Origin of the sequence: Streptomyces sp. NPDC006259, assembly GCF_042870975.1 — a bacterium.
Classification (GTDB): Bacteria; Actinomycetota; Actinomycetes; order Streptomycetales; family Streptomycetaceae; genus Streptomyces.
The window spans coordinates 660,948-678,580 of the sequence record NZ_JBIAHY010000006.1; the positions used below are offsets into that span (position 1 = coordinate 660,948).

At 70.4% G+C, this 17,633-nt stretch carries 12 protein-coding genes and 4 tRNA genes; 6 read left to right on the forward strand and 10 right to left on the reverse strand.

Annotation, left to right across the window (positions count from 1 at the left end):
* Window positions 1-155: 155 nt before the first annotated feature.
* Complete coding sequence (purF, locus tag ACFYO5_RS27515) at window positions 156-1,685, forward strand: amidophosphoribosyltransferase (protein ID WP_356568884.1); 1,530 nt, start codon at window positions 156-158, stop codon at window positions 1,683-1,685.
* Between the two features lie 46 nt (window positions 1,686-1,731).
* Entirely contained in the window at window positions 1,732-2,814 is a 1,083-nt protein-coding gene (gene purM / locus ACFYO5_RS27520; RefSeq protein ID WP_388713560.1) for a phosphoribosylformylglycinamidine cyclo-ligase, read from the forward strand.
* 85 nt (window positions 2,815-2,899) lie between these two features.
* On the opposite strand, the gene ACFYO5_RS27525 is transcribed toward purM, so the two are convergent.
* Both ACFYO5_RS27525 and ACFYO5_RS27530 read right to left on the reverse strand, forming a co-directional pair.
* The gene (locus ACFYO5_RS27525; protein WP_356568888.1) at window positions 2,900-3,151 is read right to left on the reverse strand and encodes a DUF3073 domain-containing protein; all 252 of its coding nucleotides are present in this window, start codon (window positions 3,149-3,151) and stop codon (window positions 2,900-2,902) included.
* A gap of 280 nt (window positions 3,152-3,431) precedes the next feature.
* A complete protein-coding gene (locus ACFYO5_RS27530) occupies window positions 3,432-4,535 on the reverse strand; it encodes a Leu/Phe/Val dehydrogenase (protein ID WP_388713563.1) in 1,104 nt (367 codons plus the stop codon).
* Window positions 4,536-4,756: 221 nt separating this feature from the next.
* On the opposite strand from ACFYO5_RS27530, the gene ACFYO5_RS27535 reads away from it, so the two are divergent.
* Both ACFYO5_RS27535 and bldC read left to right on the forward strand, forming a co-directional pair.
* On the forward strand, window positions 4,757-5,599 hold the full coding sequence (locus ACFYO5_RS27535) for a hypothetical protein (RefSeq protein ID WP_388713566.1): 843 nt from the start codon (window positions 4,757-4,759) through the stop codon (window positions 5,597-5,599).
* Between the two features lie 553 nt (window positions 5,600-6,152).
* Window positions 6,153-6,359, forward strand: coding sequence for a developmental transcriptional regulator BldC (bldC, locus tag ACFYO5_RS27540; RefSeq protein ID WP_003949541.1), 207 nt, complete (start codon window positions 6,153-6,155; stop codon window positions 6,357-6,359).
* 432 nt (window positions 6,360-6,791) lie between these two features.
* Here bldC and ACFYO5_RS27545 read toward each other — a convergent pair whose 3' ends face one another.
* The 7 genes from ACFYO5_RS27545 to ACFYO5_RS27575 form a co-directional block, all read right to left on the reverse strand.
* A complete protein-coding gene (locus tag ACFYO5_RS27545; protein ID WP_388713569.1) occupies window positions 6,792-6,995 on the reverse strand; it encodes a DUF6274 family protein in 204 nt (67 codons plus the stop codon).
* 550 nt (window positions 6,996-7,545) lie between these two features.
* Window positions 7,546-7,620: transfer RNA gene (locus tag ACFYO5_RS27550), tRNA-Asp, on the reverse strand.
* 93 nt (window positions 7,621-7,713) lie between these two features.
* Window positions 7,714-11,712, reverse strand: coding sequence for an ATP-dependent RNA helicase HrpA (hrpA, locus tag ACFYO5_RS27555; protein ID WP_388713572.1), 3,999 nt, complete (start codon window positions 11,710-11,712; stop codon window positions 7,714-7,716).
* A 135-nt stretch (window positions 11,713-11,847) separates the two neighbouring features.
* Window positions 11,848-11,924 (reverse strand) — tRNA-Phe (locus ACFYO5_RS27560).
* Between the two features lie 23 nt (window positions 11,925-11,947).
* Window positions 11,948-12,022: transfer RNA gene (locus ACFYO5_RS27565), tRNA-Asp, on the reverse strand.
* A gap of 37 nt (window positions 12,023-12,059) precedes the next feature.
* A tRNA-Glu gene (locus tag ACFYO5_RS27570) sits at window positions 12,060-12,132 on the reverse strand.
* An 81-nt stretch (window positions 12,133-12,213) separates the two neighbouring features.
* Window positions 12,214-13,857 (reverse strand): metallophosphoesterase, encoded by a 1,644-nt coding sequence (locus ACFYO5_RS27575; protein WP_388713575.1) that lies wholly within the window; start codon window positions 13,855-13,857, stop codon window positions 12,214-12,216.
* A gap of 79 nt (window positions 13,858-13,936) precedes the next feature.
* Between ACFYO5_RS27575 and ACFYO5_RS27580 the strand changes: the two genes are divergently transcribed.
* On the forward strand, window positions 13,937-14,287 hold the full coding sequence (locus ACFYO5_RS27580; RefSeq protein WP_388713578.1) for a metallopeptidase family protein: 351 nt from the start codon (window positions 13,937-13,939) through the stop codon (window positions 14,285-14,287).
* A 244-nt stretch (window positions 14,288-14,531) separates the two neighbouring features.
* Here the strand turns inward: ACFYO5_RS27580 and ACFYO5_RS27585 are convergent, their stop codons facing one another.
* The gene (locus tag ACFYO5_RS27585; RefSeq protein ID WP_388713581.1) at window positions 14,532-14,912 is read right to left on the reverse strand and encodes a hypothetical protein; all 381 of its coding nucleotides are present in this window, start codon (window positions 14,910-14,912) and stop codon (window positions 14,532-14,534) included.
* A gap of 202 nt (window positions 14,913-15,114) precedes the next feature.
* Between ACFYO5_RS27585 and ACFYO5_RS27590 the strand changes: the two genes are divergently transcribed.
* Window positions 15,115-17,442: a DEAD/DEAH box helicase gene (locus tag ACFYO5_RS27590; RefSeq protein WP_388713584.1), complete on the forward strand. Its 2,328-nt coding sequence runs from the start codon at window positions 15,115-15,117 to the stop codon at window positions 17,440-17,442.
* Window positions 17,443-17,633: the final 191 nt, after the last annotated feature.

The window sequence follows — 17,633 nt, forward strand, 5'->3', positions numbered from 1 at the left end:
CGTCGCGACGCCGCCGCCCGGTCGGTGGATCACAGAAAACGGGCCCTGACCTGGTGGGATGGGTCGATCGTGGCCGTCCCCGACGGCCCAAGATCGAGTTACTCGCCGGTATCCCCAATTCGGACCAGTGGACGACCTCGCCTACACTCGATGATGTGCCACGTGGTGACGGTCGACTCAGTCATGATCTGCTCCCCGGCGAGAAGGGCCCCCAGGACGCTTGCGGCGTCTTCGGGGTCTGGGCCCCCGGTGAAGAGGTCGCCAAGCTCACTTACTTCGGGCTCTACGCCCTCCAGCATCGAGGCCAGGAATCCGCGGGAATCGCGGTCAGCAACGGCTCCCAGATCCTCGTCTTCAAGGACATGGGTCTGGTCTCCCAGGTCTTCGACGAAACCTCACTCGGTTCGCTCCAGGGTCACATCGCGGTCGGACACGCCCGCTACTCGACCACCGGTGCCTCCGTCTGGGAGAACGCCCAGCCGACGTTCCGCGCCACCGCGCACGGTTCCATCGCGCTCGGGCACAACGGAAACCTCGTCAACACCGCCCAGCTCGCCGAGATGGTCGCCGACCTGCCCAAGCAGGAGGGCGGCCGCACGCCGCGCGTAGCGGCGACCAACGACACCGACCTGCTCACCGCGCTCCTCGCGGCCCAGGTCGACGAGGACGGCAAGCCCCTGACCATCGAGGAGGCCGCCCACTCGGTCCTCCCGCAGGTCCGCGGCGCCTTCTCGCTCGTCTTCATGGACGAGCACACCCTCTACGCCGCCCGTGACCCGCAGGGCATCCGCCCGCTGGTCCTCGGCCGCCTGGAGCGCGGCTGGGTCGTCGCCTCGGAGTCCGCCGCCCTCGACATCTGCGGCGCCGCGTACGTCCGCGAGATCGAGCCGGGCGAGTTCGTCGCCATCGACGAGAACGGCCTGCGCACCTCCCGATTCGCGGAAGCGAAGCCCAAGGGCTGCATCTTCGAGTACGTCTACCTGGCTCGCCCGGACACCGACATCGCCGGCCGGAACGTGTACCTCTCCCGCGTGGAGATGGGCCGGAAACTCGCCAAGGAGGCTCCGGCCGACGCCGACCTCGTCATAGCGACCCCGGAGTCCGGCACCCCGGCCGCCATCGGTTACGCGGAGGCCTCCGGCATCCCCTTCGGCGCCGGCCTGGTCAAGAACGCCTATGTGGGCCGGACCTTCATCCAGCCCTCGCAGACCATCCGCCAGCTCGGCATCCGCCTCAAGCTGAACCCGCTGAAGGAAGTCATCAAGGGCAAGCGCCTGGTCGTCGTCGACGACTCGATCGTGCGCGGCAACACCCAGCGGGCCCTGGTCCGCATGCTTCGCGAGGCCGGTGCCGCCGAGGTCCACATCCGGATCTCCTCGCCGCCCGTGAAGTGGCCCTGCTTCTTCGGCATCGACTTCGCCACCCGCGCCGAGCTGATCGCCAACGGCATGTCGATCGACGAGATCGGCACCTCCCTGGGCGCCGACTCCCTGGCGTACATCTCCCTCGACGGCATGATCGAGGCGACCACCATCGCCAAGCCGAACCTCTGCCGTGCCTGCTTCGACGGCGAGTACCCGATGGATCTGCCCGACCCCGAGCTGCTCGGCAAGCAGCTCCTGGAGACGGAGCTGGCCGCCGGCCCGGCCGCGACGGCCGCCGCCGACGCGATCCGCCGCCCGTAGACGGTCCCGTCATACCGGCCGTACGACACGAAAGTGCTCACCTCCCATGTCTGAGACAACTGGTGCCGGCTCCGCTGCGGCGTCCTACAAAACAGCGGGTGTCGACATCGAAGCGGGCGACCGCGCCGTGGAACTCATGAAGGAGTGGGTGAAGAAGACCCAGCGCCCCGAGGTCCTCGGCGGCCTCGGCGGTTTCGCCGGCCTCTTCGACGCCTCCGCCCTCAAGAGCTACGAGCGCCCCCTGCTCGCCTCCGCCACCGACGGCGTCGGCACCAAGGTCGACGTCGCCCGCCGGATGGGCGTCTACGACACCATCGGCCACGACCTGGTCGCCATGGTCATGGACGACATCGTGGTGTGCGGCGCCGAACCGCTGTTCATGACCGACTACATCTGTGTCGGCAAGGTGCACCCCGAGCGTGTCGCCGCCATCGTGAAGGGCATCGCCGAAGGCTGTGTCCTGGCCGGCTGCGCCCTGATCGGCGGCGAGACGGCCGAACACCCGGGGCTGCTGGGTCCGGACGACTTCGACGTGGCCGGCGCCGGTACGGGCGTCGTGGAGGCCGACCGGCTGCTGGGCCCCGACCGCATCCGCTCGGGGGACGCGGTGATCGCCATGGCGGCCTCCGGCCTTCACTCCAACGGGTACTCGCTGGTCCGCCACGTCCTCCTGGACCAGGCCGGCCTCTCCCTGGAGGCGCGCGTCGAGGAGCTGGGCCGCACCCTCGGCGAGGAGCTGCTGGAGCCGACGAAGATCTACTCGCTGGACTGCCTGGCCCTCACCCGCACGACGGACGTGCACGCCTTCTCGCACGTGACCGGCGGCGGACTCGCGGCCAACCTGGCCCGCGTCGTCCCCGACGGACTGCACGCCGTCGTGGACCGCTCCACGTGGACCCCGGGCCCGATCTTCGACCTCGTCGGCCGGACCGGCCGGGTGGAGCGGCTGGAGCTGGAGAAGACCCTGAACATGGGCGTGGGCATGATCGCCGTCGTCCCCGAGGAGTCGGCGGACGTGGCGCTGACCACGCTGGCCGACCGCGGGGTCGAGGCGTGGGTCGCGGGCGAGATCACCGACCGCGGGGAGCACCGGAGCGGCGCCGCCCTGGTCGGCGACTACGCCGTCTGACAGCGGTACGCGGGCGGACCCCACACGCAGCACAACACCCGGTCGGTGACCGAAGTCACCGACCGGGTGAAGGCAGAAAGCAGGGTCAAGCGCCGCGACGGTGTTGGTGCGAGGAGTCCTCGTCCTCGTCCTCGTCGTCGTCCCCGTACAGCTCGGCGTACCGAGCGTACGGGTCGTCGTCTTGCTCATCGTCCTCGAACGGTTCGCCATTAGGCGGAATGTTCGATGGCGATGCGCCCAGCTCTTCGGCCAGGCGTGAGAGATCCGTCCCGCCGCTGTTGTACTTCAGCTGGCGGGCGACCTTCGCTTGCTTGGCCTTGGCCCGGCCGCGCCCCATGGCTCGACCCCCTCAACGACGGGGCTCGACGGCCCCAGAGTCTTGACACGCGTTCATGGTCCGGAACGGACTCTCCGCGGAGAGGCCGGTCCGTAGGGCTTCCACGGTACCTGAGCCCGAACCCATACGGTACGTCGCCCGTAGCACGCGCGTGTGCACGAAACCCTCGAGGCGCCCTGTCCTCGCTGGTCAGTGGCGATTTTAACCACTTATTGGCGGGCGACCCGCCGGGAGGAGTGAGAGTTCTCTCGAACTTTCCTCCGGCGGGTACCGAAGAGGCTCACCAGCCGCGTGCCTGAGCCGCCTCGTGCATGCGCTGTTCGGCGATCCGGTCGGCCGCCGCAGCCGGCGGAATCCCGTCCGTCTTCGCACGTGCGAATATGGCGAGCGTGGTGTCGAAGATCTGGGCGGCCTTCGCCTTGCACCGTGCGAAGTCGAACCCGTGCAGTTCGTCGGCGACCTGGATGACCCCGCCGGCGTTCACCACGTAGTCCGGCGCGTAGAGGATCCCGCGGTCGGCGAGGTCCTTCTCCACGCCCGGGTGGGCGAGCTGGTTGTTGGCCGCGCCGCACACGATCCGCGCGGTCAGCACCGGCACGGAGTCGTCGCTCAGCGCCCCGCCCAGCGCGCAGGGGGCGTAGACGTCGAGCCCGTCGACCCGGATCAGCGCCTCGGTGTCCGCCACCGCCGTCACGCCCTCGGCGTGCCGGTCGAGGATCCGGCGTACGGCGTCCTCGCGGACGTCCGTGATCACGACCTCGGCGCCCTCCGCCCGCAGGTGGTCCACCAGGTGGTGGCCGACCTTGCCGACGCCCGCGATGCCGACCTTGCGGCCGCGCAGCGACGGGTCGCCCCACAGGTGCTGGGCGCTGGCCCGCATGCCCTGGTAGACGCCGAAGGCGGTCAGCACCGACGAGTCGCCCGCGCCGCCGTTCTCCGGCGAGCGCCCGGTCGTCCAGCGGCATTCGCGCGCCACGACGTCCATGTCGGCCACATAGGTGCCGACGTCGCAGGCGGTCACGTACCGCCCACCGAGAGAGGCCACGAAACGGCCGTACGCGAGCAGCAGCTGTTCGGACTTGATCGTGTCGGGATCGCCGATGATCACAGCCTTGCCGCCGCCGTGGTCCAGCCCGGCCATGGCGTTCTTGTACGACATCCCGCGCGCGAGGTTCAGCGCGTCGGCGACGGCCGCTTCCTCGGACGCGTACGGGTAGAAGCGCGTACCGCCGAGGGCGGGGCCCAGGGCGGTGGAGTGGAGGGCGATGACGGCCTTGAGACCGCTGGCACGGTCCTGGCAGAGCACGACTTGCTCATGGCCACCCTGGTCCGAGTGGAACAGGGTGTGCAGCACATGGTCGGGGGCGCCGGATACGTCGGTCACGGTGGTGACTCCTGGGTAACTAGCGGCGGTCGGGACGGGGGCTCCCGTACGGGTGGCGGGGCCTGTGGGATGAGGGTAGAGCCTGCGCCGCCCGCCGCACGCGGCGTGTTGCGGATCACCTCCCCGAGGAGTACGGCCGTGCGACGATTCGTATGTTTTCCGGCCTCTTCGCCAGGGGTCCCGGAAGGTTTCCCGGTCGGCCCAACGGGGAGGGAGCAGGCGTGCCCCAGGTGTCCTCGGTGATCGTCCCGTACGCGGCCTGTCTGCGCGTGTACGAGCCGCTGGCCGCCTTCCCGGAGCCGGAGCGCGGCCACTGGGCCGGCTACGCCCGCCGCCCCGACCGCCCCACCCACCAGGACGAGCTGCGCCGCTCGCTGGCCGACCTGCTGCCCACCCCGCCGGTGGCCGTGCCGGTGCACGAGAGCGGCGACGCGTTCGTGGCCGAGGTGGACGGGGTCGTGTGCGTGTGCCCGTGGCGGACCCGGCTGCGGGGCTGGCAGGCCCTGGGGGAGCTGGGGGACGAACTGCCCGGACCGGTCCTGGACGCCGCCGTGCCTCCCCTGGTCCGTCTCCAGGCGGCCCAGGACTACGAGCGCTGGCTGGTCCGCCATCCCGACGCCCGGCCCTGGATCCGCACGGCGACCTGGCAGGTGCCGCTGCACTGGTTCGTGCTCCTCTCCGACGAGGAGCGCGAGTACCACAAGGGGACCGCTGAACAGGCCCCCGTGCTGCGCTACCGCACGCCGATGGTGCAGGCCCGCCGCCGGGTGGCGCGGGGGCTGCGCGCGCTCAGGGACGCCATGGAGGAGGGGCCGCTCATCGACGGCCTGGTGGACGTGGGGCGCTGGCTGGAGGAGTTCCACCCGCGTTCGCTGGTGGAACTGGACTACGGCGGTCTCGTGCACGTCCTGCCGGCCGGTGATCTGGAGGGCGACCACTCGGCGGCCGACGTGGCCGCCGGCATCGACGCCCTGCGGCGCGGCGACGGTCCCGCGGCGGGCGAGGCGTACGCCCGGCTCGCGGAACGCTGGCGGGCGGTACGCAACCGGCGCTCGGCGAACTGACGGTGCGACAACGGGTGAAGGACGTTCCACGGCGACAGTGACCTGCGTCACGGTCATATGCCCTCGAACAGCGTACGGTCAGCGCACTTCACGGAACTGACGGGATGTAGGTCCCGATCCGGGCTTTTGTCGCAAGGGTGACGGACCGCACGTACACCGCCCTTGCGCCGCTTGCCCCTCCTCGTGCCAAAATAGGACAAGGAGTCCGGGGAGGTCTCCGTCCGTCCACTTGTGCTCCACCGTGGGGGGAATCTCAGCATTGCGCTCTTTGGGGGTTCTGGTGACTCCTGATCGTCGTGTGACTGATCGTCACACCGGCGTGACTGTCCGCTATGACACGGTCCATCGGCTTCCGTCGCCGATGAACACCTGGGGGGCAATTCCATCGGTTTGGCCGACGCGGCTGGACGGATGGTGTAGTTGTAGTGCCGAGGACAAGCCGTTCGTCCTATAACCGACTCGACTCGCGTCCGCCATTTCGGGCAACGCGGGTCAAGGTGCAGAATTTAGAGGAAAGAACCGAGAAGGTTCGGTTCTCCCGAGGAGGCCGCTCATGACCGCTCGCACCCCTGATGCTGAGCCGCTGCTGACCCCGGCTGAGGTTGCCACGATGTTCCGTGTGGACCCGAAGACGGTCACGCGGTGGGCTAAGGCCGGCAAGCTCACGTCGATCCGCACGCTCGGCGGACACCGCCGTTACCGCGAGGCTGAGGTTCGCGCACTGCTCGCGGGTATTCCGCAGCAGCGCAGTGAGGCCTGAGCAACTGAAGAACCGGACAACAACACCGCAGGTCCCCCAATCTGCCGAGATGTCCGAACCCTAGCTCCAAGCGACGCGGGTCCTGCCCCAACAGGCCCGTAGCCCACACGGTGCGTCGTCGATCGCGCCGGACTCCGCCGAGTCCGGCGCGATTTTTTTGTGCCCGCGGCCCGCCTGCCGGAGGGTCCTGTGAGCGACCTTGTCGAACCTTGGGGCGTGCTGTGGAGGGCTGTCGGATCCGCTGTGGGGACCCTCGGGGGGATCCGTGGGGGTGTCCGCCGGAGTGGTGCAATTGCACATATTAAATTGACCAGTTGTATGGAGTGGGTAAGAACCCGCCTTCCCGAAACTCATGCGGTGACACCCGTCACATGCCACTGGCCTTGTTGCCGCCGACGCGCGTGCGCTATTGGAAGCATCAAGTGCCAAGCATCAGGCTCGGTAGGGCTGTTCGTCCTCGTCGGCCTCCCGCGGTGCCTCCGAGGGTCTCTCGGCGTTCGGTGGGGCGCCGTCCATCGCCAGCCGCTGAAGACGGTGACAGATGGGGCAGTGGCGGGTCAGGTGCCGGTAGGACGACGCGGCCGCCAGATGCGCGCGGAGCAACGCCCGCGTCTCGTGCCCAGTCGATGCCGCCATACGTCACCTCCGGTGGAACCCGCGGGAAGCGCGGCCCTGAACTTCTGGGGTACCGGCCGGAGGTGACGCCGTCAAGGCCGCACAGGAAAGCCGGCACCGCGAACCGGGCACTGCGGACGGAAGGCCCCGCCCCGCCCTCCCCCGCTTCCCGACGGACCCGGCCCGCGACCGCGCCACGGGCGCCATCTCCGGCCCTGGCAAGTGGGAGGGGTGGCGAGCGGGCGGGGCAGGGACGAGGAAGGCCCGCACCCTGTGGGCGCGGGCTGTAGACGGCTGACTGTGCGGTCCTGACGGGATGTGTTGTGTCCGATGGCGGCTGCGCCGCGGGCGCGGCCTCGGTCTCGGTCTCGGTCTCGGGAAGGCGGGGCGGGGACGAGGAAGGCCCGCACCCTGTGGGCGCGGGCCTTCGACGACTAACTCTGCGGTCCTGACGGGATTTGCTGTGTCCGATGGCGGCTGCGCCGCGGGCGCGGTCTCGGTCTCGGGGAGGCGGGGCGGGGACGCGGAAGGCCCGCACCCTGTGGGCGCGGGCCTTCGATGACTAACTCTGCGGTCCTGACGGGATTTGAACCCGCGGCCTCCACCTTGACAGGGTGGCGAGCACTCCAAACTGCTCCACAGGACCAGGTTTTGCGGCACTTTGTTGCGCTGTGCTGCGAGACGAGACTCTACAGGAGGGTGGCCCGCCTGGTCGAACTCACCCTCCGTGCGAGGTCCGTCACGGTGCGGCCGCGTCGATCGCCTTCACGATGCGCTTGTCGGAGACGGGGTACGCCGTGCCCAGCGCGTGGGCGAAATAGCTGACCCGCAGCTCCTCGATCATCCATCGGATGTCCAGCACCGACGACGGGACGGGCCGGCCCGGGGGCAACTGCTCCAGCAGCCAGGCGTACTCGTCCTGCATCTCGTGGACCTTCTCCATGCGGGTGGTGTCCCGCTGGACGTTGGTCGGCATCTGCTGGAGGCGCCGGTCCGCGGCCACGAGGTAGCGCATCAGGTCCGGCATCCGGCGCACCCCCGCCCGCGTCACGAAACCGGGTCCCACGAGCGCGTCCAGCTGCTTGCGCACGTCGGTCAGGTTGGCCAGCAGCGAGGGGCTGCGTACGCCCTTGAGGCGGCGTTCACAGGCCTGCCAGGCCGCCAGGACCTGCTGGACCTGCCCGACCGTCCGCACGGTCGTGTCGACGATCTCCGCCCGCACCCTCTCGTACAGCTTGCGGTACGACTCCTCGTCCCACGCCGGTCCGCCGAAGTCGCCGATCAGCTTGTCCGCCGCGGCCGTCGCGCAGTCGTCGAACAGGGCCTGGACGGAGCCGTGCGGATTCGCGGACAGGGCGAGCTTCTGAGGGTTGGTCAGCTTCTCGGAGGCGAACTTCGCCGGGTTGACCGGGATGTTCCGCAGGATCAGCCGGCGGGTGCCCTTCCACATCGCCTCCGCCTGCTCCTCCTCCGTGTCGAAGAGGCGTACGGAGACCGTGTCGCCGTCGTCCACCAGCGCCGGGTACGCCTTCACCGGCTGGCCGGCCCGGCGGGTCTCGAAGACGCGGGTGAGGGTGCCGATCGTCCAGTCGGTCAGACCCGAGCGTTCCAGGGCCTGCCCGCCCTCGCGCTCGGCGGTGGCCGCGGCGGCCTGGGAGAGGGCCTGGCGGGCCTTGGGCTTCAGCCGCAGCTTCAACGCCTCCAGGTCCTTGTCCTCGGCCAGGTTGCGGCGCCGTTCGTCGACGATCCGGAAGGTGATCTTCAGGTGGTCGGGGAGACGGGACCAGTCGAAGTCCTCGGCCTCGAAGGGGACGCCGACCATCCGCTTGAGGTCGCGGGCCATCGCCACCGTCAGCGGCTCCCGCAAGGGCGCCGCCTGGTCCAGGAACCGCCGTGCGAAGTTCGGGGCCGGCACGTAGTTACGGCGGATCGGCTTCGGCAGGGAACGGATCAGCTCGGTGACGACCTCCTCGCGCAGACCCGGGATCTGCCAGTCGAAGCCCTCGTCCGTGACCTGGTTGAGGACCTGGAGAGGGACGTGGACGGTCACGCCGTCCGCGTCCGCGCCCGGCTCGAACTGGTAGGTGACCCGGAACTTCAGCGGGCCCTGCCGCCAGGTGTCCGGATAGTCGTCCTTGGTGACCGCCCCGGCCGACTCCCGGATGAGCATCTCCCGCTCGAAGTCCAGGAGGTCGGGCTGTTCGTGCCGCTTGTGCTTCCACCAGGAGTCGAAGTGGGCGCCGGACACGACGTGGTCGGGCACCCGCTGGTCGTAGAAGTCGTACAGCGTCTCGTCGTCGACGACGATGTCCCGGCGCCGGGCCCGGTGCTCCAACTCCTCGACCTCGCTGAGGAGTCTGCGGTTGTCGGCGAAGAACTTGTGGTGGGTGCGCCAGTCGCCCTCGACGAGCGCGTTGCGGATGAACAGTTCGCGGGAGGCCTCCGGGTCGATCCGCCCGTAGTTCACCTTCCGCTGGGCGATGATCGGCACGCCGTACAGCGTGACCTTCTCCAGTGCCATCACCGCGGCCTGGTCCTTCTCCCAGTGCGGCTCGCTGTACGTCCGCTTCAGGAGGTGCTCGGCGAGCGGCTCGACCCACTCGGGCTCGATCTTGGCGTTGACGCGCGCCCAGAGACGGCTCGTCTCCACCAGCTCCGCCGACATGACGAACCGGGGCTGCTTCTTGAACAGGGCGGAGCCGGGGAAGAGCGCGAACTTGGCGCTCCGGGCGCCGAGGTACTCGTTCTTGTTGCCGTCCTTGACGTCCTTCATCCCGATGTGGGACAGCAGGCCGGCGAGGAGCGACACATGGATGCTGTCGCCGGCGGCGTCCCGCTCGTCGAGGTGGATGCCCATCTGCTTGGCGACGGTGCGCAGCTGCGAGTAGATGTCCTGCCATTCGCGGATGCGAAGGAAGTTCAGGTACTCCTGCTTGCACATCCGGCGGAAGGACGAGGAGCCGCGCTCCTTCTGCTGCTCGCGGATGTACCGCCACAGGTTCAGGTAGGCCAGGAAGTCGCTGGTCTCGTCCTTGAAGCGGGCGTGCTGCTGGTCCGCCTGGGTCTGCTTGTCGGCCGGGCGCTCGCGCGGGTCCTGGATGGACAGCGCGGCGGCTATCACCATGACCTCGCGGGCACAGCCGTTCTTGTCGGCCTCCAGGACCATCCGGGCCAGCCGCGGGTCGACGGGCAGCTGGGCCAGCTTGCGGCCCATCTCCGTGAGCCGGCCGCGCGGGTCCTTCGCATGGGCGGAGGGCCGCGCGGCGGCTCCCTGAGGGGTGGTGGTCGGGTGACGGGTGGGCGCGTCGAGCGCCCCCAGCTCCTGGAGGAGCTGCACGCCGTCGCGGATGTTGCGGTGGTCCGGCGGGTCGATGAACGGGAACTTCTCGATGTCGCCGAGGCCTGCCGCGGTCATCTGGAGGATGACGCTCGCCAGGTTGGTCCGCAGGATCTCCGCGTCGGTGAACTCGGGCCGGGCGAGGAAGTCGTCCTCGCTGTAGAGCCGGATGCAGATGCCGTCGGAGGTACGGCCGCAGCGGCCCTTGCGCTGGTTGGCGCTGGCCTGCGAGATCGCCTCGATCGGCAGCCGCTGCACCTTGGTGCGATGGCTGTACCGGCTGATGCGGGCGAAACCCGGGTCGATGACGTACTTGATGCCCGGGACGGTGAGGGAGGTCTCGGCGACGTTGGTCGCCAGAACGATCCTGCGCCCGGTGTGCTGCTGGAACACGCGGTGCTGCTCGGCATGCGACAGGCGGGCGTACAGCGGCAGCACTTCCGTGAACCGGTACTGCTTCTTCTCCAGCGCGTCCGCGGTGTCGCGGATCTCCCGCTCACCGGAGAGGAAGACCAGGATGTCGCCCTTGCCCTCCGCCATCAGCTCCTCGACGGCGTCGGTGATCGCGGTGATCTGGTCGCGGTCGGCGTCCTCGGACTCCTCCTCCAGGAGCGGCCGGTAGCGCACCTCCACGGGGTACGTCCGCCCGCTGACCTCGATGATCGGCGCGTCACCGAAGTGCCGGGAGAACCGCTCGGGGTCGATGGTGGCGGAGGTGATGACGACCTTGAGGTCGGGGCGCTTCGGCAGCAGCTGGGCGAGGTAGCCCAGCAGGAAGTCGATGTTGAGGGACCGCTCGTGGGCCTCGTCGATGATGATCGTGTCGTAGGCGCGCAGCTCGCGGTCGGTCTGGATCTCGGCGAGCAGGATGCCGTCCGTCATCAGCTTCACGAAGGTGGCGTCCGGGTTGACCTGGTCGGTGAACCGCACCTTCCAGCCCACGGCCTCCCCGAGCGGCGACCGCAGCTCCTCGGCGACCCGCTCGGCCACCGTCCGGGCGGCGATACGGCGGGGCTGGGTGTGTCCGATCATGCCGCGGACGCCCCGGCCCAGCTCCAGACAGATCTTCGGGATCTGCGTGGTCTTGCCGGACCCGGTCTCACCGGCGACGATCACGACCTGGTGATCGCGGATCGCCTCCGCGATCACGTCCTTCTTCTGGCTGACCGGCAGCTGCTCGGGGTAGGTGACGGCGGGCAGGCGGGAGCGGCGCGCGCCCATCCGTTCCTCGGCGGTCGAGACCTCCGCCTCGATCTCTGCGAGGACGGCGGCCCGGGCCTCCGGCTTACGGATCTTGCGCGCACCTTCGAGCCTGCGCCCGAGCCGGTGCGCATCGCGCAGGGACAGCTCGGCCAGACGGGGGGCGAGGGCGCCGAGGGCGGGGACAGGGTGCGTAGACATACGGGGTCCAGGATCTCATCCCGGAGAAAAACGTGGCGAGTGCTTTTGCCGGCGTCGGCTCCGACAGCCCGTGCGGCGCTGTCCCGGGGCGACACGAACAGGGCCCCGATCCGAGGATCGGGGCCCTGTTCGATGTGGTGGCTGGGGCCGGGGTCGAACCGGCGACCTATCGCTTTTCAGGCGATCGCTCGTACCAACTGAGCTACCCAGCCACGGAGTCCACGAGGAACTCCAGCGGTCCTGACGGGATTTGAACCCGCGGCCTCCACCTTGACAGGGTGGCGAGCACTCCAAACTGCTCCACAGGACCAAGCTGTGTGCACGACAGTGTCGCACACGGTGTTACGTGCCCCCAACGGGATTCGAACCCGTGCTACCGCCTTGAAAGGGCGGCGTCCTAGGCCGCTAGACGATGAGGGCTATCGGCCCGCCTGGGCGCTTCTCAGCGCGTCGGGGACGTGAGAAGCATATGGGATGGCAGGAGGTATCGCCAAAACGGTTTCAGGGACGGGGCCGCGAGCCGGAGGGCGTGGGGGACGCCGGGGCCGCGGTCGGGGCCGGGGAGGAGGACGGCGAGGAGGACGGCGAGGAGGACGGCGAGGAGGGTGTGGGCGTCGGGGAGGCGGACGGTGTGGGCGTCGGGGAGGCGCCCGGCTGGTTCTCCTTCGGGAGGTGGCGGCTGACCTCGGCCGACGTCAGGCCCAGGCCGCCCAGCTTGATCTCGTCCCAGGCCTGAAGGCGTCGGGTGGAGCGGTCGAAGTAGAGGATCGACGCCTCGATGGGGTCCGGGTACCTGCCCTCGACGGCGCGCAGTCCGCTGCCGCCAGTTGAGCCCTCGACGCGCAGCCGGGTGCCCTTCTCGAGGATCTCCATCTCGGCGTGGTGCAGGTGGCCGGCCAGGACCATCGGGACCTCGCCGTCGGTACGGCGGGCGGCGGACGGCTCGTGGGCGACGGCGACGTCCACGGGGGTGCCGGCGGCCCGCTGGGCGCGGAGCGCGTCGGCGAGGCGGTCGCCGGCCGCCTCCTGGGTCCCCTCGGCGTCCGGGACGGTCGAGCGGTCGGGGGTGAACTGGGGGTCGCCGAGGCCGGCGAAACGCAGTCCCGCGAGGGTCACGGCCCGGCCGCCGTCCAGGACGTGGACGTTCTTCATGTTCGCCAGGTAGCCCTGGGTGGTCGTGGAGTCGTGGTTGCCGCGGACCCAGACGTAGGGGGCGCCGAGGTCGGCGATGGGGTCGAGGAAGCCGTTCTCGGCGGCGGTGCCGTGGTCCATGGTGTCGCCGGAGTCCACGATCACGTCGACCTTGTACTGCGCCACCAGCGAGGCGATGATCTTCCAGCTCGCGGGGTTGAGGTGGATGTCGGAGACGTGCAGGACGCGCACGGTGGTGGGGTCGGGCTGGTAGGCCGGGAGCGTGGAGGTGACGTCGTAGAGCTTGGTCACGTTGGTGACCAGGCGGGCCAGTTCCTGCTGGTAGACGTCGAACTCGGTGACGATGCTGCGGGCGTTGCCGACGACCGAGGGCGCGGACGAGAGCAGGCCCGAGAAGCGGGGTTCGAGGACCGACTTGGGGTTCCAGGTGGCGTAGGCGGTGGCGCCGGAAGCGGCGAGCAGGGCCAGGGCCAGGCCGCCGGCGGCGAGGGCGCGGCGGGGGCGGCGGTAGACGGCGAGGCCGAGCGCGGTGGCCCCGGTGACGACGGCGGCACAGGAGCGTACGGCGAGGTCGAGGGTGCCGTGCTCGATGTCCTCGGTGACCTCGTCCTGGAGTCCGGAGAGGCGTTCGGGGTGGTCGACGAGGGCCTGGGAGCGGTCGGGGTCGAGCTGGTCGACGTTCACGTCCAGGCGGACGGGGGCGATGTGGCTGTCGAGGTGGAGGGCGCCCAGCGGCGAGATGTTGATCTTCGTGCCGCCGTCGAGGGCGGGACGCAGGGTCATGGTGGTGTTCATGGGGCCGACGGGCACGCGGACGTCCCCGACGATCAGCAGCCCGAGCCAGGCGCCCAGCAGGACGACCGCGGTGAGGCCGAGGGCGCGGACCCAGGGACGGGGCCGGGCGGCGAGTTCGGGGACGGTGCCGTGGCGGCGGGCGGTGCGGAAACGGTTCATGGTGTTCAGGGCTGCGGCGGGGACGCGGGCGCGGGCCATTGGTCGCGTATGCCCACGTGTGCGCCCGGACATGCGGAGGTACCCGCCGTACGGCGCTGTCGTACCGGAGAATGGCCCTGTGCTGGAGATGACGCGCGAGGACTTCGAGGAACTGGTGGCCGAGGCGCTGGACCGGATCCCGCCGGAGCTGACGCGGCTGATGGACAACGTCGCGGTGTTCGTCGAGGACGAACCGCCGGCGGACGATCCCGAGCTGCTCGGGCTGTACGAGGGGACCCCGCTGACGGACCGCGGCGAGTGGTACGCGGGCGTGCTGCCGGACCGGATCACCGTCTACCGGGGGCCCACCCTGCGGATGTGCGGGACGCGGGAGGAGGTCGTCGAGGAGACCGAGGTCACCGTGGTGCATGAGATCGCTCACCATTTCGGGATCGACGACGCCCGGCTGCACGCGCTCGGGTACGGCTGAGCCGGCGCCGCGGGGCGCGTGTCTTCCCGCGGGTGGCGGGAGTTGGGGAGGTTGACTCCTGCGTCTGCCCCCGGAGGTGGCCCGTGCGCCCCTTGTACGTACCCGTTCGCCTGGCCGTCACGGTCCTGGCCGTCGCCGCGGCCGCCGGTTGCATGAGCGTGGGCGACGGGGAGGAGGGCCGCGCCCGGCCCTCCCACTCGGCGGGGGAGCACGGCGCCGGCGCGCCGGACGGCGGGTCGGGCGGTCAGGCCGGCGGGGGCGGGTCGGGCGTGGGCGGTGGCGGGCGCGGGGACGGCAAGGGCGGGAAGAAGGGCGGCCCGGACGGCTCCGGATCGCCTGCGGCCTCGCCGTCCGCGGGGCGGAGTGCGGCGGCCTCGAAGGGCCCGAGGCCGGGCCGGAGCGAGCGGCCGGGGATGCCGCAGCCGCCCGGGGACGAGCCGTCGCCGACGCGTTCCGCGGACCCGGAGCCGCCGTCCTCGCCGGAACCCCCCGCGTCCGTGTCGCCGGAACCGACGGTGGCGGAGCCGTCCGCGTCGGCGGACGCGGAGCCGGTGCCGCAGCTGGTCGAGCGCGAACCGGCGCCCGAGGCGGGGGCTCCGGTGTAGTACAGTTGGTCGCGACCCACGTCTACGCAGACCGGTTTGCCTCAAGGGGTACAGGGTGCGTATGGTGGTAGATCGTTTGATCCCATTTGCCCGGCGCCACCACAGAGCGCGCCGTGTGGCGCGTACTCTCCCTTACCGTGACGGACCGCATTGAGGCGGTCGAATGCGAACACGGAGTTGACGGGCGCGTGCCGACGAGACTCCGGAAGGTTTCGCATTCGCATGTCCATTTCCCGTACTGATCACGCCGTCGTGTCCGAGAACAGCGAGGCGGTCGAGGCCGTCGAGGTCACCGCGACCGTCGACGCCGTGGAGACCGTCGAGGCCGTCGAGGCCGACAAGACGCCCGAGCTGACCTTCTCGGACCTCGGCCTGCCCGAGGCCGTGGTGCGCAAGCTCAACCAGAACGGCGTGACCGCCCCCTTCCCGATCCAGGTGGCGACCATCCCGGACGCCATGGCCGGCAAGGACATCCTCGGCCGCGGCCGCACCGGCTCCGGCAAGACCCTCTCCTTCGGTCTGCCGACGCTGACCACGCTGGCCGGCGGCCACACCGAGAAGCGCAAGCCGCGCGCCGTCATCCTCACCCCGACCCGCGAGCTGGCGATGCAGGTCGCCGACGCGCTCCAGCCGTACGGCGACGTCCTCGGCCTGAAGATGAAGGTCGTCTGCGGCGGCACGTCGATGAGCAACCAGATCTACGCCCTCGAGCGCGGCGTCGACATCCTCGTCGCCACGCCGGGCCGACTGCGCGACATCATCAACCGCGGCGCCTGCTCCCTCGAGAACGTCAAGGTCACCGTCCTCGACGAGGCCGACCAGATGTCGGACCTGGGCTTCCTGCCCGAGGTCACCGAGCTGCTCGACCAGGTCCCGCAGGGCGGTCAGCGGATGCTGTTCTCGGCCACGATGGAGAACGAGATCTCCACGCTGGTCAAGCGCTACCTGCACAACCCCGTCACGCACGAGGTCGACAGCGCGCAGGGCAACGTCACGACCATGTCGCACCACATCCTGATCGTGAAGCCCAAGGACAAGGCGCCGGTCACCGCCGCGATCGCCTCCCGCAAGGGCCGCACGATCATCTTCGTCCGCACCCAGCTGGGCGCCGACCGTATCGCCGAGCAGCTCTGCGACTCCGGTGTGAAGGCCGACGCGCTGCACGGTGGCATGACGCAGGGCGCGCGTACCCGCGTGCTGGAGGACTTCAAGAAGGGCTACGTCAACGCGCTCGTCGCGACCGACGTCGCCGCCCGCGGCATCCACGTCGACGGCATCGACCTGGTCCTGAACGTGGACCCGGCCGGCGACCACAAGGACTACCTGCACCGCGCCGGCCGTACGGCCCGTGCCGGCCGCACCGGCACCGTGGTCTCGCTCTCGCTGCCGCACCAGCGCCGGCAGATCTTCCGCCTGATGGAGGACGCGGGCGTCGACGCCGGGCGTCACATCATCCAGGGCGGTACGGCCTTCGAGCCGGAGGTCGCCGAGATCACCGGCGCCCGGTCGATGACCGAGGTCCAGGCCGAGTCGGCGGGCAACGCCGCGCAGCAGGCCGAGCGCGAGGTCGCCGAGCTGACCAAGGAGCTGGAGCGCGCGCAGCGGCGTGCGAGCGAGCTGCGCGAGGAGGCCGACCGCCTGGTCGCGCGGGTCGCCCGCGAGCGTGGCGAGGACCCGGAGACGGCGATCGCCGAGGCGCAGGCCGCGGTGGCCGGGACCGTCGAGTCCGCCGGTTCCGCCATGGCGGAGACCCTGACCGAGGCGTCCGTGCCGGCGCAGGCCGCCGCGCGCGACGCCGACCGTCCGGTCCGCGAGGAGCGTCCGGCCGGCTCGTCGTCGTACGAGCGTCGTGAGCGTCGGGACGACCGCGGGGACCGTGGCGGTGACCGGGGTGGCTTCAACCGGGACCGTGACGACCGTGGTGGCCGTTCCTTCAACCGCGACCGTGACGACCGCGGTGGGCGTTCCTTCGAGCGTCGTGACGACCGTGGTGGCCGTCCCGCGTTCAACCGTGACGACCGTGGTGGCCGTTCCTTCGAGCGTCGCGACGACCGTGGTGGCCGTCCCGCGTTCAACCGTGACGACCGTGGCGGTCGCTCCTTCGAGCGTCGCGACGACCGCGGTGGCTTCAACCGTGACCGTGACGACCGCGGTGGCCGTGCCCCGTTCAACCGTGACGACCGCGGTGGGCGTCCGTTCGAGCGTCGTGACGACCGTGGTGGCCGTCCCGCGTTCAACCGTGACGACCGCGGTGACCGCGGCGGCGACCGCGGTGGCTTCAACCGTGACCGCGACGACCGCGGTGGCCGTTCCTTCGAGCGCCGTGACGACCGTGGCGGCTTCCGCCGCGACGAGCGCGGTGGGCACCGGGGCAGCGACCGCCCGTTCAACCGTGACCGCCGTGACGACCGTCCGGGCACCGGCTTCCGCGCCGGTGGCCACGACCGTCCGGCCGCCCGCCGCGACGACCACCGTGGCACCGGCACCGGTACCGGCACCGGCTCCTTCGGGCGCCGTGACGACAAGCCGCGCTGGAAGCGCAACGGCTGACATCGCCTCGGCCGGCTGAACGCCGGCCGGACGACACTGCGGCTCGCCCGCACGGGAAGGGCCCGTACGACTCCGGTCGTACGGGCCCTTCCCGTGTCGTGTCCCCGTGTCCCCGTGTTCCCGAGGGTCTGGTCGTGTACCGCCGCTTGTGAGGCGGTTGTTGGGGACATCGACCGGGGTGCCGTCTGCGA